We start from the raw sequence: 16,253 nt of genomic DNA, 5'->3' as shown, positions 1-16,253 counted from the left end.
CCCGCGGAGCGGGTACCCCATCGCTGCGCGATGGGCAAGCGAACACCCGTGCTGCGCACGGGTGTTGCGCTCCCGCTCCGCGTGAGCGCTGGCGGGACGCTGCGCGTCCCGCTCACCAACCCGGCTGCGCCGGGTTGGTGACGCTCCGTCCGCTGCGCTCCCGGAGCTGTGGGGCCTGCGGCCCCGCGAGGTGGCTTTCGCTGCGCTCCAGCCACCGGGGTGCTGCGCACCCCCAGGGGCCGACCCGCTGCGCGGGTCGGCCAACGGGCCTTCGGCCCGGGCAGCAAGAGGGAGGGTGGCTGGGGCCGGTGACTCTGCATCAGATGATGCAGCATGTAGCTTTGGCAGGAACGGGGCACTCCCCAGCTTCAAAGTGCAGACCCCGATTGGCTCTGGAACCAGCATGCGCCCCCGCTGCGCCGGAGAAGACCAACACAGCAGGATCGCCAAAGGATGAAGGCGCCCTACTCTGGGCTTTAGCCCCCGGCTTCTCTGTCCCCGTCCAGGGCCCGAATTGGGCCCCGTTCCCCCACTCCCAGCGCGGCGGCTCCGGCCGACGCGCAAGCAGAGTCCAGGCCGCCCGATCCCCGAGGCCGCCGCTCGCACCGCGCCCGCCCGCCTCACTCATCCTTCAACCGTGCGGGGACAAGTGGCAGCAGAGGGGATGTCAGCTCCCCGACCACGGCCAATCGCCCTTCTGACCAGCAGCGATCGGAAGCCGGCTTCCAGGCAGGTGCAGGAGATTGTGCAGGAGTTTGTGCGTGGGATGGTGCAGCAGATCTCGGTGCTGTATTATGGAACATGTTGGAACGGGGTGGCTCCCCTTCCGGCATCACCGAACGTTCGTCAACAGAAAGGCCCAACGTGGAAATCGTCATCAGCGCAGGCAAGGTGACCTCCGGTACGGCCGAGATCAACACCCCCCAGGCCCAGAAGGCGCGCGGGATCGCGAACTTCCTGCCCCGCCCGGAACTGCTCCGGGATGCCGTCATCGAGCACAACCAGGACGAGAACACCACGTCCATTCGATTCGACACCAAGGCCGGTCCCATCCGGGTTGTTCTTCCCGTCGCTCACGGGTTTGAATTCCAGATCATCCACGACAGCGAAACCGGCCCCCGAATTCTCGGCACTTTCCGGGGATCGTCCCTTCCCGTCCGAGCCGTCGCCTACCGCATCAGCGAATTCCTGCGGACACGCGGGCTGAAGTAACAGGCAAATCTCCGGGGGCCCGGCTCACCGGGCCCCCGGAGCACCGGCCCAGCACTCACATCACCCGAAGGGACAGCCACCGTGAGCATGACGAACATCGAGCCCACCCACCGCGCCGAGCCGCCGAGCGAGAGCGAGGGCGAGCAGATGGAGGCCGCGTTCCAGGCAGCCTTGGAGCAGCTTCCCCCCAACACCGGTCTGTCGCACGCCGTGCGCGAGCGGGCCCGCGCTCTGTTCGAGGTCGGATGGATCTCCGGCGTCCGCACCGGCCACACCGGGCCCGCGCTGGCCGGTGTGCCGTTGCCGCCCGAGACGTTCAGTGCGGCACTGGCGAGCCTGGCCGCCAGGAGCCAGGACAGCGGCCCCAGTATCGGCCAGTTGGTCAGCTACCACGGTTCGCAGGAGCGGGCATGGGGGCGTTACTGGGTCACGGGGATTGACCGCCAGTTCAGTCGCTGGGGGCGCGAGTACGTGCTGTACCGCCTGAGCGACTACCGGAGTGGCGTGTTCGTCACCGCCCTGTCCGGAGTCCACGCCGAGAGCATCACGGCGCTGCCCCAGTACTGGCAGAGGCGCACCTCGTGAGTATCGGGGCCTGATGGCCGGCCATTCCGGCCCGGTGGGGCGGCTGGAGTTTTAATCGGTTGCCCCACCGCCCGTACTAGGTATTATGGAACCAGTTCGGAAGGGTTGGCCCCCTACCGGACCCGCCAAAGTTCGTCACCAGGAAGGAAGCCCCAGTGGCTCACGAGATCGAGCAGTTCACCGACGGCACCGCCGCTTTCACCTCCGCCAACACGAGCGCCTGGCACAAGCTGGGCACCGTCACCGACGGCGCGATGACCGCCGAGGAAGCGATGCGCATCGCCTCCCTGTCCGGCTGGAACGTCCGGCTCCTGCCCCTGACCGCAACCGAGATCACCGCCGACGGCACCACGCCCGTCGAGGTGGCGCAGCACTTCGCGACCGCGCGCACGCACCCGAGGACCGGCCGCACGGAGACGCTGGGAGTGGTCGGCAGCGACTACCACCCGGTACAGAACGAGGAGCACGCCGAGTTCCTGAACCTGCTGGCCGACGAGTCCGGCGCCCACTTCGAGACCGCCGGATCGCTCAAGAACGGCCGTCAGGTGTTCCTCACCATGAAGATGCCGCAGACCCTCACGATCGGCGGAAGCGACGACGTTGATCTCTACATCGCGGCTTTCAACAGCCACGACGGAGGCAGCGCGTTCCGCATCGTGGTGACCCCCGTACGAGTGGTGTGCGCGAACACCATGCGCGCCGCCCTCCACGGCGCCCGCTCCAGCTTCGTGGTCCGGCACACCGCTGGAGCCAAGGCCCGCATCGCGCAGGCCCGTGACGCCCTGGGTCTGACGTTCCGCTACGCCGAGGAGTTCGAGCAGGCCGCCCAGCGGATGATCGAAGCCGAGATGACGCTCGGGGAGCTGAAGTCGGTGGTCGATCAGCTCTGGCCGGTCAAGGACAGCGACAGCCCCCGGAAGAAGACCAACCAGCGGCAGCGCTGGGGAGCGATCTCCAACCTGTTCGAGCACGCCGACACTCAGGCCGGGGTCCGGGGCACGCGGTGGGCCGGATACAACGCCCTGACCGAGTACGCGAACCACGTCGCCCCCGCCCAGGGGAAGACCGACACCGAGAAGGCAGCCGCCCGCGCCGAGCGGGTCATCAGCGGCGCCGCCAACGACCTGATGGAGAAGGCATTCGCCCTCACCACGGTCTGACCCCCTGACCGCCGGACGGGCGCCCCATCCCCTCCCCCTCGCGGGGCGCCCGTCCGGCCCCACCAACGCCCCGCCCCGGCGCCTGCCGAGCGCGCAGCGCCCCACCCGAGAGGGAGCGCGCAGCGCGCCCGCCCCGCCGCCAGGCGGCTGCGCAGCAGACCGCCCAGCCGCCCCCGGAGCGCAGCGCAGGGGGCACCCCCCACCGGCTCGCGCAGCGAGCCGCCCACTGCTCCGGGCGCAGCCCGGAGGACCCCGCTGCGCGGGGAGAGAGCAACGCCCCGCCCCCCATCGTTTCCGCTGAGGAGAGACGACCTATGCCCGCACGCCCGGATCTCGTCCGTCCCGATGACGCCGCCATTGCGGCCGCCGCGCGCCGCACCGTCTCCGCACTCGCCGCCGTGTTCGAAGCTCTCGGCACCGGTGAGCACACCCTGAATCTCGCCGTTGAGCAGATCAACGACGGTTTGGTCAGTGGCCACGCCGACGTGTCCGTCGGCATCGGTCCCGAACGGCTGGCCGTACTGGACGAGACAGAGTTCGGCACGCTGTGCACGCTGATCACTTTCGCGCTGGAGGGCAGCACCGTCCGCCGCGCCGTCCTGGTCGCCAGCACGGCCGCCGAGCCCACCCCCCGGGCCTGCGCGTGGACGGTACGGGACGGATGGCTGCGCCCCATGGACACGGCCGAGCTTGAGTTGGCCGTCCGTCCCTGCCCTGGTCTTCCGAACGTGCGCCGGGAGGTCTACAGCGCCCCGGTCCTGGACCAGCCCCACGGCCACTGAGGCCGCGCCCGTCTCTCACCTGCAACGCACACTGAGCGAAAGGCCCTGGTGCTCATGAACAGCACGGTCACCTGCGAGCTGCACGTGCGCCTCGTTGTGTCGAGTGAGTCTTCCCTGCCTATCCCGGCGAGCCTGCGCTACGACACGGCCGACCCGTACGCCGTGCAGGCTGCCTTCCATACCGGAGACGACGACAGCGTGGCCTGGGTGTTCGCGCGCGAGTCTCTCGCCGAGGGTCTCCACCGCCCCACCGGGATCGGTGACGTCCAGGTCTGGCCGTCTCGCAGTCACGGCATGGACGTCGTGTGCATCGCCCTGGCGTCCGAGGAGGGTGAGGCCCTGCTCCACGCCCCGGCGAAGGTCCTGGAGTCCTTCCTGCGGCGCACGGACGCCGCCGTGCCGCCCGGCACGGAAGGCGGGCACCTCAACCTCGATCAGGAGCTTTCGCGCTTCCTGGCAGAGAGCTAGGCGAGACCCGAAAGCACGCCGGTGCCGTCGCCTCGGGTGACGGCACCGGCCCCGAGCCTTCCCCCACCGGCCCCCGGCACCTGCCGGGGCCCTCTCCCGAAAGCCACCGCTGCGAACGCCCAGGAGACACCGTCAATGAACCGTGACAGCCTGACCGTCGCGACCCCCGCAGGCACCGTGCACGCGACCGCCGGCCTCCGCCGGGGTGACGCCGTCGTGTTCGAGCTGGGCGGCGCGATGCGCGGCAGCGTGCACGTCACTGGCACGCACCACCCCCAGCACTGGGACCGGTTCACCGCCGTCCGCGCCTGTCTCGGCCCCGTCAACGCCTACCAGACCACCGCCCCCGACGACGCGCTGCCCCGCCTCGCCCGCGGCAGCAGCGGCTACCGGGGAAGCCTCAGGCTGTACACCGACGTCGTCGGCCGCCCCGAAGTGTCGGTCTACCCGATGGAGACCGCCGCCGGGCACGAGCCGTCCCCGAAGACGGCCGCGACGCTCACCGCCGTCCTGCGTGCCTGCGCCGAGCACGTCATGCAGCGCGAGGACCTGCCCGCCATCCTCACCGCCTCCCGCCAGCGCGACACCCCCGCCCTGCTGCGCTTCCTGGACTGGTCGGTCACCCACCACCAGGCCGAAGCCGCGCGCCTCGAAGCGGAAGCCCGGGCCGCCCAACCTGCCCGACGCGCAGCCGTGGCCGCCTGGTGGACCGTTGCGCGCTGGTTCACCGCCTCCTGGCACCCGGTGCTGCTGGTGATGCTGGCCGACTACCCCGGCTCACTGTCCCGCCACGTCTCCGTCATACAGTGGCTGGCCCCCTACTGCCTCACCGCCGCCAGTCGCGAACACGACCAGGCCCGCCGCGCCGAGACCGAGGCCGCTGGCCTGCGGAACCAGCAGATTCGCCAGCGCCGTCGCGGCCTCACTGACAGCGAGCTTGTCCGTAACGATCTCACCCGCCGCTAGGCCTCCGTGACCTCAGCGCCGGGGCGACGAGCCGCCCCGGCGCCCGCCCTCGCATGCCCTTGAGCAGGAGGAGATACCTCGTGGCCACGTTCAGCCACGCCACACCGGAACGCTGCGCCCAGCTCGGCCGTGCCCTCACCGCCGCCGGCCTCACCTGGAGCGACAACGGCCAGCAAGGCGCCCCCCAGTTCCTGACCTACACCGTCACCGACTCCCACGGCCGCACATGGCGGATCAGCCCCGCGACCAGCTACCAGATCTCCCCCTCCGCCCCGGGGCAGATCTGGCAGGCCAGCTGCCCCGATCTGATGACCACCACCCCCGTCCTGTCCGCCCGCCAGGTAGCGGAGCACATCAGGGACGCCGCATGAGCAGCCCACCGCCGCCGTTCCGTCCCGAGGACTTCGACGAGCGCTGCGAGACCTGCGGCGCGCCGCCCGGCCAGCTCTGCCGGGCGTGGTGCGACACCGGATACACCGCCGAAGACGCCCGCGCCGACGCCGAGCGCCACACCACCCAGTCGTTCACGTCGCCTGCCCGACCCGAATTCTGAGGAGTTGCCATGCTGCGAGCGCTGCGCCGTGCCCTGCGACCGGGCCCGCCTACGTATCCCCTCCCGCCGCTTCACCGCCGGAATCGCGGCACTGCCGCCCACCGCCCGCGAAGCGTTCGGCACCGACGCCACCGCCGCGGAGGCCATCGCCTACAACCGCAGTCGCGTCGCCACCGCGACCGCCGTCGCCATCTACCGCAGCGGGCACGTGCTGCCGCTGCCCGACGACGACCTGGACGACGCCGTGCGCGCCCTGGACGACTTCCCGTACTCGGCCCCGAGCCCGGAGACCCGCGCCGCCATCCGTGCCGCCCTCGCCGTCCTGGAGGCCGACTACACCGTCACCGTCGCCCACTGACCCATTCCATCCCCACCAGCCTGCGGGCCGCCCGCCACCGGGGTGGCCCGCACTGAAAGGAGCTTCCGGTGTTCCTGGTCACGCCCGACCCAATCCACGGCCTGGTGGCCGCCCCCCGCTCCCCCGAAGACCTCACCCCCGGCACCGAAGAGACCCTCACCGCCCAGGGGTTCACCTGGAACAGCGACATCGAGGCCTACACCCGCCCGACCGATCACAGCTCCGAGGCCGTGGACCGCACCGCCGGCGCACTGCGCGAGCTCGGTCACTACGTCTTCTCCGCACACACGCCGCTGTCTCGCGACTGACAGCACCGGCCCCCTCCCTCCGACCGAACAGGACAACGCCCATGAGGCCTTTGGAACTTGCCGAACTACTGACCGCCCCGACCGAGCATCCAGTCCGGGAGGCTCTGCGTGAACTCGCCCCCAGGGAACTGGACGCGCTGGTCATCGCGGCACTGGCGGCCACCGAGGAGGCGTGGCGGCAGGTGCTGGTGAGCCGGGTCAAGGCATTCGCGGCCGGGCAGCCCGGGGACGGACGCCCGGCAGTGGCCGCCTACTTCACCACCACGGAACGGCGGGCGGCCGACGGCATGCGCCTGGGCTGGAGTCCCTTCGTCGCCGCCCTCGCGGCCACCAAGGCCGTTCCGGATCTCCGGCCCACCCGGACCACGGTGACCGCCGTGCCGGTGGGGGAAGCCGCGCTGGCGGAAGAGGTCTTCGCCGACCCCGAGCTGGCCGCGGCGCTCAACCGGCTCGCGGTACTGGACCCGCCCGACCACGGGGACATCCTGCGCGTCCATCTCCCCACCCGCGCGGTGACCCGCATCAGCACCTGACCGCCGGTCCGTAGCCGTCGGCGGTGGGGCAGCGTCAGGAAAGCCCGTTGCCCCACCGCCAGTAGGTATTATGAAACACGCTACGCCTGATGTCCCCACGCCGGAGCCGCCGACGGCAACTCCGCACAGACGGCTGGCCCCCGCCCAGACCCCCATTCCCGGCCATGAGAGAGGTCCCGCCATGCCCCGACCCGCCATGCCCCCGCCGGCCCTCACGGCCGATACCGACCGCAGATGCGTCGACTGCGGCCTGCCCTGCACCGAGCAGGTGGCCGCCATCCCTCGCCTCCGGGGCGGAAGCCGCGCCGTATACGCCTGCTCCGTACATGCGGCGCGGCGCCGCAAGGCGTCCTGACCTGCACTTCCACGGGCGAGGCAGTATCGAGCAATTCAGTTGCCCCACTATCAAAATGAAGTATTATGGAACACGTCGAGAGGGTGGCGCCCTCCCGACACCGCTGAAAGTCCGTCAACCCAGCACAAGGAGGCCAGACATGGCCACAGTCACCGAGTCCCCCACCGCCGAGACGGCCGAGACCGCCCCGGTCGACGCCGACGAGACGAGCCTCACCGCCGTCTTGCTCGACCCGGACGCGATCACTCGCGACGAGTGCAACGCCCGCGAGACGGACACCGAGCCCGACACCGACCTGATCAACTCCGTAAAGGCCGTGGGCGTCCAGGACCCGGTCAGCGTCCGCCCCCGCCCGGACGGCACCTACGGCGCGTTCAAGGGCTGGCGGCGCACCCAGGCCGCGCAGATCGCCAACGCCGCCGCCGAGGCGGAGGGCCACCCCAGGAGGCAGATCAAGGCGTACGTGCGCGCGGATCTGGTCGGCCGGGACGCCTGGACGCGGTTCCTGTCCCTGATCGAGAACCACCAGCGGCAGGGCATGTCCCCCAAAGACACCCTCAAGGCCGCCGAACTGTCGCTGATCGGGATGGACGAGGTAGAGCAGAAGCAGGCCGCGCGGGCCCTGGGCCTCAAGCGCGGTACCGGCAAGCGGCTGGGCCGTGCGCAGCAGCTCGATGACGCCACGCTCCGCCGGGCCTCCGCCGGGGGCATGGACCTCGAACAGCTCTCGCAGCTCGCCGAGGTCGAGGACGTGCCCCGCGCGCAGGACCGTCTCCTGCGGGCGCTGGCCCGGGACGAGGCGGAGGAGGGCGGCGGGCGCGGCCACTGGGACCAGGAACTCGCGCTGCTCAAGGCCGAACAGCACGACCTGAACGCCCGCAGGAAGGCCGTCGCGGCTCTGGAGAAGGCGGGCGTGCCCTTGCTGCCCGCGCACCGCCCGTACGGGGAGAAGGACACCGCCCGGCCGCTGTCGGAGCTGACCACGCCGCTGGGCAACCCGCTGGACGAGAAAGGGCACCAGGGCTGCCCCGGCCACAGCGCCCGGCTCGACGACGAGCACCAGCCCGTCTGGTACTGCGCAGACCCGGCCGAGCACGGTCACAAGGTGCGCCCGAAGCCGAAGCCGGTCAAGACGGCCGAGGACGAGGAGAAGGCCGCCGAGCGGGCACGCATCACCGCCTGCAACCGGGCCTGGAAGGCTGCCGCCGGGCCCCGTAAGGAGTTCGTTGCCCGGCTGGTGCGCGGCAGCAAGGCCCTGCCCGAGGAGGCATGGCGGTTCGCCCTGACCGTGCTGCTGGACCTCCCCGCCTTCTACGGCAAGTGGGCGCAGCGGCAGGAGGCCGAGGACGTCGCCCAGCTCCTGGGCGTGAAGCTGCCCGACAGCCCCTTCGAGCGGGTGCGGCTGTCGGAGCTGGCGACCCTGTCCAAGGCCCGCATGGCCCAGGTGCTGTTCGCGCACGTCGCCGCCGCCTTCGAGCGCGACATGCGTGACCCGAAGGGCTGGAACGCCGCCCGCATGCAGGTCAGCTTCCTGTGGGAGAACCCCACCCCCGAACAGGCCGCCTACCTGCTGCTACTGGAAAAGCTCGGCCAGGACGACAAGGGCAGCTACCGGCTGTCCGAGGTCGAGGAACAGGCCGTCGCCGCGCACCGGGGCCAGGCCCCGGGCGACGACTCCGCCGCCTGAACCGCCCCTGGACATCACCCCACGGCCGGGCACCACGTGCCCGGCCCCCCACCCACGCACGAGCGAGACCCGCTTGGAGTCCGTCATGCACAAGTCCGGCACCGCCGATCCCGCCCAGCCGGTCGATGGCGACCAGCCGCTCACCCTGGATGTGCTGCGGCGACTGGTCGGCAACGACTGGGCCCGTCTCCCGGGCGACACCCTGGTCGTGCTCTCCCGCGACACCGAGGGCAACCTCTACTCGCCGTTCAGCACGTACGCGATCGGCCGGTACTCCCCCGTCTACGAGCTGACCGGTGAGGTGTACCCGCTGGAGAGCGAACTCGCGGCAGACACCGAGCTGCGCGCGCTGTTCCCGAAGGTTCCGGCCGACGCCCGCGCCGCCCTGGTGCTCTACCCGCTCGGCTGACCGCCGTGCACCCGGCGGGCACCGCACAGCCGGTGCCCGCCGCCCCGGCCCACCCGTGGCGCCGGTTCCCGCCGGGCGTCTCAAGTCCGGTCCCCCGCACCACAGACCCGAGAGAGGACACACCCATGCCCACCCTTGTCGAGGTCCGCGCCTTCATCAGCGAGCTGCCCGACGTCGTCTCCGTGGCCGCCCTCCAGGAGGCCGCCACCAACCGCCTGATCCAGTTGGACGCCGCCAAGCGCCCGGTCATCACTCCCGGCCGCACCGCCCGGATCGGCACGACGATCACCCCGGCGTGCCTGCGCCTGCTGACCGGCACTGTCCAGCAGCCCAACCGCACGCGCAGCCGCTTCGACTTCCTGCTGGACGAAGCCTCCACCGAGCGGCTGCGCCGCGACCCGAGCAACACCCGCTTCCGCGTCGCCGACGGCGAGAAGCGCTACCGGCTCGCCAAGGTCCCGGCCGCCTGCATCGAGCTCACCGACCCGGCCGACTCCTGAGAACACCGGCCCCTGGGGGCAGCAGGCTGTGCTGCCCCCAGGGGACCGCGCCGGCATGCCGCCGGTTCGAGCCCGGCGATGCCAGCCGTCAGAGCACGGCCACTCCCCCGTCAGCCCTTGAGAAAGCAGAGGCACCCATGGTGATCTCCCCAGGCGTCGTTGCAGCCGCCCGAACGTACGCCAGCGACATGAGCGGTGCGCCCCTGCCCGAGCCGTCACCCGAAGACCAGGACAACGGCCCGCTGAAGCCGGCGCACGAAGCCGCGTACTACCTGGGGATGGGTGAGACGTTCCGTATCCTCACCCGTCCCGGAGAACCGGCCAGCCCGGACGTGAAGGAGCTGAGCACCGCCGTGCGGGCGGTGCCAGGCGGCGGCGCCTGGTTCCGCCGCGGCGACGAGGCCGCCCGGCGGATCGTTACCTCCGACCAGCGCATCCGCAAGCTGCCCCAGGACCCCGACCAGCTCTGGGCACTGCTCGCCGACGTGCTACAGGCCCTGGACCAGCTCGGCCAGGCCCCGCAACTGGACGGCAGCAACCTGCGGCGTACCCACCTCCTCGGCAGCCCGGCGGCGATCCGCCGCACCGACCCGACCGGCGGCTGGGGGCCCGTGCGCGTGAAGTGGAACCCGGACGGCGCCGGCCGCTGGACAGACCTCCACCACTGCCACTGGCAATGGCCCCACCCGGCAGCCGAACCCACCGCGCCGGCCCCGCAACCACACGACTGACCGCCCCCGGCCGTTCCACCCCGCCCGCCCTGTCCGCCCTGTCCGGCGGGCAGGGCGGGCGGGACGGGCCGTCACCCTCCGGCAACTGACGCCCAGTTGCCCCGCCCCGCGATCCGAGAGAGATGACAGATGCACTCGATACCCCAACGCTGTGCGCGCCGGCCGCTGGCGGGCGGGCTGGTCGTGCCGTGGGTGTCCCTGGTCCACGGCGGCCATGCCGCCTTCGGCAGCCTGGATGCCGAACGAGCCCTCGCAGCCTTCCTGCGGCGTCTGTGCCAGATATGCGGCCAGCCCCTGGACGAGCGGTGCTACCTGATCGTCCGGCCGGCCGACGTCGTCCAGGGCTGTTCCCCCGAACCGGCGCTGCACCCCGAGTGCCTGCCGTACACCGCCGCGCACTGCCCCATGCGCAACGGCACGGCGACGCACTACCGCCGCCGCCCGGTCCTGGCCGGCCACCCGGCCGGACGCCCGTGCACCGACCCGTCCTGCCCGTGCCCCTCCCGCTCCCCCGACGCAGGCCACACCGCGCGCAGCGGCAGTCCCGCCGACCGGTACGAGGCCTGGATGATCCACACGCGGACCTACCGTCTCGTCCACCCGCCCGGCAGGCCCGAGGCGCCCGCCGGCGTCAGCGTCGACGTGCCCGTCCTGCGCACACGCGTGCTGCGCGCAGGGGCACTCACTCCCGGCCAGGAACACCTGATGGACCTGGGAACGCCCTCATGAACGGGTCCTGACCACCTCCCCCATTCCTCCCCTCACCACGTCAAGGAGCTCGCCGTGCTGATCACACCGGACCCGGCCACGCCCGCAGGCGCGGCCATCATCGATCTGGCCACACTGATGGACGACCTCCAGTCCCGCACCGGCGAATGGCCGGGCGCGGAGACCGCCGACATCCTCAGCGGATGGCTGAGCCGCTTCAGCTTCGCCGTCCCCACCCCTCACGGCGCAGCGGGTCGGCCGGGCGTGGGTGCTGCGCCGGTGGGACCGGCTCAGCGAGGAGGTGACGCTCTGGTCCGACGATGCCTCCGCGCTGGCCTCACTGGCGCAGCACGTGCGCAGCTGCTGGGACAAGGTGGCAGGCACCGACGGCGTGCCCATCCTTCCTCCCGCCGACGACCGGACGGCTGTCGACGTCTACTACGGCCCAGTAGAGGATCGATGCGACGAGGACTACACGCTGCGCGCGTACGACGTCCTCCGCCACGGGGATGCAACACGCCCCCTGAGCCTCTCGGACGGCCAGGCTGCGCGGAGGCAAGGACCCCGGCGATCTCGATGCAGGGCAGACGAGCAGCTGGTCCAGGCCGACGGCACGGTCCCGGTGCAGGTGGACGTCGAGGACGCCACAGTGTTCACCCATCCCCCTGCGCCAGCGCCGACGCCGACCGGCTGATGGGCCAGCCTCGGGCGGCTCGCCCGGCGCGCCATCAGGCCCGCGGCGGCGAGCGGCGGCAGGGGGGGTGGCCCGGAGACAGTCTGCTGCTGCGAGGGTCCGGGGCCCTGCCGCAAGGGCCGGCCGCCAAAGGAACAGCGCGCCGTGTAGCACCGGGCAGAGCGGGAGCGGGCGTGGCAGCGGCTGGCCCCGCAGGGGCGGGTGCTCCCACCCGGTTGGGAGAAGGGGATGACACCCGTGCCGTTTCACGTATTATGGAACTCGTCCGGATGGTTCCGGGCACCGCCTCACGTTCGTCACATCGAGGAGCGCCCCGCATGAATGGAGAGACGACCGCCGTCATCCGCGGCCGCGTGTACGGAACCGTGCAGCTGCGCCACACCGAACGCGGCACCCCAGCGGCCCGCTTCACCGTGGTACAGATCCCGCGCGAGTACGACTACGAACAGCGCCAGTGGCGCGACGGGGAGCCGGTCCCCGTGATCTGCACGGTCACCGGCCCGCTCGCCCGGCACGTCGCCGAGTGCCTCACCGACGCCGTGCATGTGATCGCCACCGGGAACGTGGCCATGCGCAACAACGTGCTCTACCTCGACTCCGCCCAGGTCGGTGTGGATCTCGCCCACCACGTCGCTTACATCGACGACACCCTGCCCGCCGTCCTCGCCGGACGCGCTCCCGCTTCGGCCCCGCGCCCGACGGCCGCGCCCCAGGCGCCAGCCGCTCACCGGGCCCGACCGAGCCGTCCCGCCCCGGCAGCCCGACCGGCCCCGGTCCCGGCCGCCGCGACCGACTGGTGGCGGTCCGCGCCCCGCACGACCTGGGACGCCCCCGCCGCGCCCAGCCGCACCGCGCGCTGACCGCACCCACCCCCAGCTCACCGCTCCGCACGGCAGCGGCGGCATGCACGCCGGCGCCCCCTCACGGAGGTTCACCATGCCCCGCCCTGCCCGAACGCACCGCCCGTGCCGCGCTCGCCGAGCACTTCACTCCAGCTCAACTCGCCGCCGACCTAGCCACATTCAGCGCCGAGGAAGTGTGGGAGCGGCGTGTCCGCAACGACAACAGCGGGCGCCTGGCCCGGTACAAGCCCGCTGGCGAACTCGGCGACGCGCAGCTGACCTGCCAGTTCATCATCCCCTCGGACGAGGTCTGGCTCTCCGCCCTGGCCAACCTCGGGCCCGACTGCCCGCTCGGTCTGTGGACCCGGGGAGGAGACCGGCTCCCGCAGCTCACCGCCCGCATCGTCGCGGTGACCGGCAACCGCAACGCGGCCGAGCAGGCCCTGGCTAGTGCGGGCGCCTTCGCCACCCGCCGTCGCCGAGTCAGGTCACACAGTCACCGCGACACTCGCGTACGGCGTCGGCTCGGCAGCCCACCGGGCTGCCGCCCTGGCCGGACGGGCAACGCTCGCCGTCCGCCGGATTGCCGTACCGGTCGACGACGTGCTGGCGCATCGCCTCGACGGCCTTGCGACGCTCATTTGACTGACCTGCGAGGGGCGACGATTCTCCCTGGAATACCCGGTACCTAGGGGAGGGAACCCGATGACCGACCAGACGGACGCGCAGCACCCCGACGAACCCGAGGGCGGCGCGGAGCAGGCCCCGGCGCCGACGCCCGCCCAGAGCGAGAAGAAGGCGCAACGCCAGTCCCAGCGGCCGGACGTGTCCTACACCCCCGTGTCCAACGGCATGGACTACCTGGTGAGCGTCTTCCAGCACCTGACCGAAGGCGAGAAGCCGCCCGGCGCCCGCGACCTCAAGTACACGGTGCTCCACCTCCAGGCGGCCACCGAGGTACTACTCAAGGCCCGGCTCGCGCAGGAACACTTCAGCCTCATCTTCCAGAACCCGGCCGAGGCCACCCACGAGACCTGGGAGAGCGGCAAGTTCAAGAGCTGCGGCACCCTGGACGCCTTCGACCGCCTGCGCGACATCGCCCGCCTGGACCTCGATGCGAATGACCGGAAGCGCATCAAGGAGCTCGGGGAGAGCCGCAACGCCCTCCAGCACTACGGCCTGACGTACAACGCGTACGCCATCGAGTCTCGCGCGGCGAGGGTGCTCGAATTCCTGATCACGTTCATCCACCGGCACCTCATCCCAGGACTCGACCCCGCCGAAGCCCGGGGCGTCGAGAGAGACATGGACTCGTTCCGGTTGCAGCTCAAGGGCATTGAGACGCTGGTCAAGCAGCGCATGAACAACCTCCGGAGCGACCTGGCCAAGGTCGCCGACGTAACGGTGAAGTGCCCGGACTGTGAGCAGTGGGCCATGGTCGCCTACGACGGTAAGGACGAGGGTCCTAGCTGCCTGTTCTGCCATCAGGTGTGGCCGGACAATCCGGAGTCCGCCGCCGCCAACTACGCATGGATCATCCTGGGCCAGGACGAGCATTCTGCTTTCCAGGACGGCGGCGATCCGCCGGTAGTCGACTGTCCGGAGTGCGGGGTATGCGCCCTCGTGCCGGACGCGGTGACCGCGGCAGGCCAGCCCGGGGCGACGCCCCTGTGCTTCTCGTGCGGCACCGTTTTCAAGCACCTGATCGACTGTGAAGGCGGCTGCGGGTCTGTCCTCGACATAGCACCCGATGACGACTCGATCCCCATGTGCTCCGACTGCATCGACATCCGGTACGCCCGCTTCTGAGCCCGCACTCCGTAATCTGATCCACTTGAGAGGCAGTGCCATGAGTACTGGATACAGCCCGCAAGGCCATAGGCCGGAGCCGACGACGGCCTCCGCCACCGGCTCTCCGATCTCGCCGACCGAGGGCCCTGGCAGCGACGCCTACGCGGACATGAGCACCCGACTCGCGGCACTGCGGTCACCCGTCTGTGCCCTGTCCTCCTGAAGCTGCCGCGAAGTGACCAGTAGCTCACAGGACGGAGACGGCCCCCGGCCGGGAGGCGCCTGATCGGGGGCCGTATGCGCAGCGGCCACTCTCGCCCCCGGAGCGTCCGGGCTACGCGAGCAGGGCGTTGGCGTCGGTGAGGTCTTCGACCACGCCGGGGTCGAGCTCCGCGGCGCGATCCCGCAGGCGCATCTGCTGCGCGGGGGTCAGGCCGAGCTCGTCGTCGAAGGCGAGGCGCTCGAGGGCGGCGGCGATGTAGCCGGGCGCGGCTGCTGCCAGGGCCTGGCCCATGGCCTCGCCGACAACGTCTGCCGCGGGCAGGCCAGCGGAGTAGTGCGCGGCGATGCCGTATGTCTCGGCCGCCCGCGTGTTGATCCGCTCCAGAGCGGCCTGCACGTTGGTGTCACCCTGGTCGGCACGCAGGACGAGGTCCACTTGGTCGCGGCCGTTGAGGGCAGCGGTCACCGGCCGGAGACCAGACGCAGTCGGCCGCTCGGGGGCAGCCTCCTGCACCACCTCGGTGGCCGGGGTGTCCTTGGGCCTGCGTCGCAGCTTCTCCTTGAAGCGGCGCGCCCCGTCCTTGAGGTACGGGGTGGCGACCTCCACGGCGGCGACCGTCACGGTTCGAGCGACTTCCATCGCAATGTCGGTGGCGCAGTTGACGAGGAGGTTCCTTAGGCCGTCCCTGAAGCCCTCGTCGTACCGGTCGTCGGCGTCGAAGAGTTCGGCCTGGGCAACGAGCGAGTTGTCCCGGTCATCGCGGGCGGTACCCCGCATACCGCCGGAGGAGGCACGGGAACGGTCGAGGTGGGTGCCGACGGGGAACTCGACCAGCATGAACTTTCGATTCGGCTGCGGCCGTTGATAGTTGGACATGACGGAACTGTAGGGGGCCGCACCGACAGCGCGGCCGTTTTCGCCGGGTCGTCCGGACCCGGCCCGCTGCATCCCTTCCCTTTTACAGTGACAACAAGGAGATGGCCATGGACACCAACCCGACCGCTCAGCTGCTGGTCCTCGCCGCCGGCGCCCGGGAGCTCACTGACCGGGACGCATTGCGGAACCTGCTCGCCGCGGGTCACCGTGCTTGGTGCGAGGGCGTGGCCGATGTCCAGTCCGGCATCCGCCGTGAGGCCGCGTCCCTGTCCGACGCCCAGCTCGCCGAGCGATGCGCGGCTACGGGCGCTGCGTGGGAGGAGGAGATGACCCGCGGGGAGGCGGTCTCCGCTCTCGCGTTCGCGACCTGGGACGCTTCGCCTGCCGCCATGGCGTACACGGAGCTGGCAGAGCGAGCCGCGCGATTCGGCGTCAGCCTCCTGGGCGAGGAGTTCCAGTAGCCGGTCCGCGCTGGGCTGGACACGAACCACCACCTTTGGCATTATCGAACC

At 71.2% G+C, this 16,253-nt stretch carries 21 protein-coding genes; 20 read left to right on the top strand and 1 reads right to left on the bottom strand.

The annotated features are described in order from the left end of the window. The first annotated feature begins 864 nt into the window (after window positions 1-864). The 19 genes from ACZ6IM_RS37415 (at window position 865) to ACZ6IM_RS37325 (ending at window position 14,660) form a co-directional block, all read left to right on the top strand. Entirely contained in the window at window positions 865-1,212 is a 348-nt protein-coding gene (locus tag ACZ6IM_RS37415; protein ID WP_052842490.1) for a hypothetical protein, read from the top strand. An 81-nt stretch (window positions 1,213-1,293) separates the two neighbouring features. Then, window positions 1,294-1,797 carry a hypothetical protein gene (locus tag ACZ6IM_RS37410; RefSeq protein WP_052842486.1) on the top strand — a complete coding sequence of 168 codons (504 nt, stop codon included), beginning with the start codon at window positions 1,294-1,296 and terminating at the stop codon, window positions 1,795-1,797. A gap of 155 nt (window positions 1,798-1,952) precedes the next feature. Beyond that, entirely contained in the window at window positions 1,953-2,957 is a 1,005-nt protein-coding gene (locus ACZ6IM_RS37405; protein WP_052842485.1) for a DUF932 domain-containing protein, read from the top strand. Between the two features lie 314 nt (window positions 2,958-3,271). Then, the gene (locus tag ACZ6IM_RS37400; RefSeq protein WP_052842483.1) at window positions 3,272-3,739 is read left to right on the top strand and encodes a hypothetical protein; all 468 of its coding nucleotides are present in this window, start codon (window positions 3,272-3,274) and stop codon (window positions 3,737-3,739) included. 54 nt (window positions 3,740-3,793) lie between these two features. Continuing rightward, entirely contained in the window at window positions 3,794-4,207 is a 414-nt protein-coding gene (locus ACZ6IM_RS37395; protein ID WP_052842517.1) for an SsgA family sporulation/cell division regulator, read from the top strand. A 135-nt stretch (window positions 4,208-4,342) separates the two neighbouring features. Further along, on the top strand, window positions 4,343-5,173 hold the full coding sequence (locus ACZ6IM_RS37390; RefSeq protein WP_398918167.1) for a hypothetical protein: 831 nt from the start codon (window positions 4,343-4,345) through the stop codon (window positions 5,171-5,173). 80 nt (window positions 5,174-5,253) lie between these two features. Next, complete coding sequence (locus tag ACZ6IM_RS37385; protein ID WP_052842481.1) at window positions 5,254-5,544, top strand: hypothetical protein; 291 nt, start codon at window positions 5,254-5,256, stop codon at window positions 5,542-5,544. Beyond that, window positions 5,541-5,726 carry a hypothetical protein gene (locus ACZ6IM_RS37380; RefSeq protein ID WP_024888607.1) on the top strand — a complete coding sequence of 62 codons (186 nt, stop codon included), beginning with the start codon at window positions 5,541-5,543 and terminating at the stop codon, window positions 5,724-5,726. Before ACZ6IM_RS37385 ends, ACZ6IM_RS37380 begins: the two co-directional genes overlap by 4 nt. Before the next feature lie 28 nt (window positions 5,727-5,754). Further along, window positions 5,755-6,084, top strand: a complete 330-nt coding sequence (locus ACZ6IM_RS37375; protein WP_398918165.1) for a hypothetical protein — start codon at window positions 5,755-5,757, stop codon at window positions 6,082-6,084. A 68-nt stretch (window positions 6,085-6,152) separates the two neighbouring features. Continuing rightward, complete coding sequence (locus ACZ6IM_RS37370) at window positions 6,153-6,392, top strand: hypothetical protein (protein WP_006136034.1); 240 nt, start codon at window positions 6,153-6,155, stop codon at window positions 6,390-6,392. Between the two features lie 41 nt (window positions 6,393-6,433). Beyond that, complete coding sequence (locus ACZ6IM_RS37365; RefSeq protein ID WP_052842480.1) at window positions 6,434-6,925, top strand: hypothetical protein; 492 nt, start codon at window positions 6,434-6,436, stop codon at window positions 6,923-6,925. A gap of 494 nt (window positions 6,926-7,419) precedes the next feature. Then, a complete protein-coding gene (locus ACZ6IM_RS37360; RefSeq protein WP_052842479.1) occupies window positions 7,420-8,967 on the top strand; it encodes a ParB/RepB/Spo0J family partition protein in 1,548 nt (515 codons plus the stop codon). A gap of 85 nt (window positions 8,968-9,052) precedes the next feature. Further along, the gene (locus tag ACZ6IM_RS37355) at window positions 9,053-9,376 is read left to right on the top strand and encodes a hypothetical protein (RefSeq protein ID WP_052842515.1); all 324 of its coding nucleotides are present in this window, start codon (window positions 9,053-9,055) and stop codon (window positions 9,374-9,376) included. Between the two features lie 125 nt (window positions 9,377-9,501). Continuing rightward, on the top strand, window positions 9,502-9,876 hold the full coding sequence (locus tag ACZ6IM_RS37350; RefSeq protein WP_398918163.1) for a hypothetical protein: 375 nt from the start codon (window positions 9,502-9,504) through the stop codon (window positions 9,874-9,876). Between the two features lie 188 nt (window positions 9,877-10,064). After that, entirely contained in the window at window positions 10,065-10,607 is a 543-nt protein-coding gene (locus ACZ6IM_RS37345) for a hypothetical protein (protein WP_398918161.1), read from the top strand. A 129-nt stretch (window positions 10,608-10,736) separates the two neighbouring features. Continuing rightward, window positions 10,737-11,336 carry a cell envelope biogenesis protein OmpA gene (locus ACZ6IM_RS37340; protein ID WP_398918159.1) on the top strand — a complete coding sequence of 200 codons (600 nt, stop codon included), beginning with the start codon at window positions 10,737-10,739 and terminating at the stop codon, window positions 11,334-11,336. Window positions 11,337-11,616: 280 nt separating this feature from the next. After that, complete coding sequence (locus tag ACZ6IM_RS37335) at window positions 11,617-12,009, top strand: hypothetical protein (protein WP_398918157.1); 393 nt, start codon at window positions 11,617-11,619, stop codon at window positions 12,007-12,009. A 317-nt stretch (window positions 12,010-12,326) separates the two neighbouring features. Further along, a complete protein-coding gene (locus ACZ6IM_RS37330; protein ID WP_052842477.1) occupies window positions 12,327-12,869 on the top strand; it encodes a single stranded DNA-binding domain-containing protein in 543 nt (180 codons plus the stop codon). Window positions 12,870-13,556: 687 nt separating this feature from the next. Further along, window positions 13,557-14,660, top strand: coding sequence for a hypothetical protein (locus ACZ6IM_RS37325; protein ID WP_052842476.1), 1,104 nt, complete (start codon window positions 13,557-13,559; stop codon window positions 14,658-14,660). Between the two features lie 316 nt (window positions 14,661-14,976). Here ACZ6IM_RS37325 and ACZ6IM_RS37320 read toward each other — a convergent pair whose 3' ends face one another. Next, window positions 14,977-15,741 carry a hypothetical protein gene (locus ACZ6IM_RS37320; RefSeq protein WP_398918155.1) on the bottom strand — a complete coding sequence of 255 codons (765 nt, stop codon included), beginning with the start codon at window positions 15,739-15,741 and terminating at the stop codon, window positions 14,977-14,979. A 107-nt stretch (window positions 15,742-15,848) separates the two neighbouring features. On the opposite strand from ACZ6IM_RS37320, the gene ACZ6IM_RS37315 reads away from it, so the two are divergent. Next, entirely contained in the window at window positions 15,849-16,202 is a 354-nt protein-coding gene (locus ACZ6IM_RS37315) for a hypothetical protein (RefSeq protein WP_398918153.1), read from the top strand. Window positions 16,203-16,253: the final 51 nt, after the last annotated feature.

This window comes from Streptomyces sp. NPDC042336 (assembly GCF_055581985.1).
Note: the sequence above shows the minus strand (reverse complement) of the source record. Positions and strands in the feature narration are given on the sequence as shown.

Coding starts and splice junctions, on each gene's coding strand:
- ACZ6IM_RS37400 (WP_052842483.1), top strand. CDS start 3,272: ATGCCCGCACGCCCGGATCTCGTCCGTCCCGATGACGCCGCCATTGCG.
- ACZ6IM_RS37395 (WP_052842517.1), top strand. CDS start 3,794: ATGAACAGCACGGTCACCTGCGAGCTGCACGTGCGCCTCGTTGTGTCG.
- ACZ6IM_RS37390 (WP_398918167.1), top strand. CDS start 4,343: ATGAACCGTGACAGCCTGACCGTCGCGACCCCCGCAGGCACCGTGCAC.
- ACZ6IM_RS37380 (WP_024888607.1), top strand. CDS start 5,541: ATGAGCAGCCCACCGCCGCCGTTCCGTCCCGAGGACTTCGACGAGCGC.
- ACZ6IM_RS37365 (WP_052842480.1), top strand. CDS start 6,434: ATGAGGCCTTTGGAACTTGCCGAACTACTGACCGCCCCGACCGAGCAT.
- ACZ6IM_RS37360 (WP_052842479.1), top strand. CDS start 7,420: ATGGCCACAGTCACCGAGTCCCCCACCGCCGAGACGGCCGAGACCGCC.
- ACZ6IM_RS37355 (WP_052842515.1), top strand. CDS start 9,053: ATGCACAAGTCCGGCACCGCCGATCCCGCCCAGCCGGTCGATGGCGAC.
- ACZ6IM_RS37350 (WP_398918163.1), top strand. CDS start 9,502: ATGCCCACCCTTGTCGAGGTCCGCGCCTTCATCAGCGAGCTGCCCGAC.
- ACZ6IM_RS37345 (WP_398918161.1), top strand. CDS start 10,065: ATGAGCGGTGCGCCCCTGCCCGAGCCGTCACCCGAAGACCAGGACAAC.
- ACZ6IM_RS37340 (WP_398918159.1), top strand. CDS start 10,737: ATGCACTCGATACCCCAACGCTGTGCGCGCCGGCCGCTGGCGGGCGGG.
- ACZ6IM_RS37330 (WP_052842477.1), top strand. CDS start 12,327: ATGAATGGAGAGACGACCGCCGTCATCCGCGGCCGCGTGTACGGAACC.
- ACZ6IM_RS37325 (WP_052842476.1), top strand. CDS start 13,557: ATGACCGACCAGACGGACGCGCAGCACCCCGACGAACCCGAGGGCGGC.
- ACZ6IM_RS37320 (WP_398918155.1), bottom strand. CDS start 15,741: ATGTCCAACTATCAACGGCCGCAGCCGAATCGAAAGTTCATGCTGGTC.
- ACZ6IM_RS37315 (WP_398918153.1), top strand. CDS start 15,849: ATGGACACCAACCCGACCGCTCAGCTGCTGGTCCTCGCCGCCGGCGCC.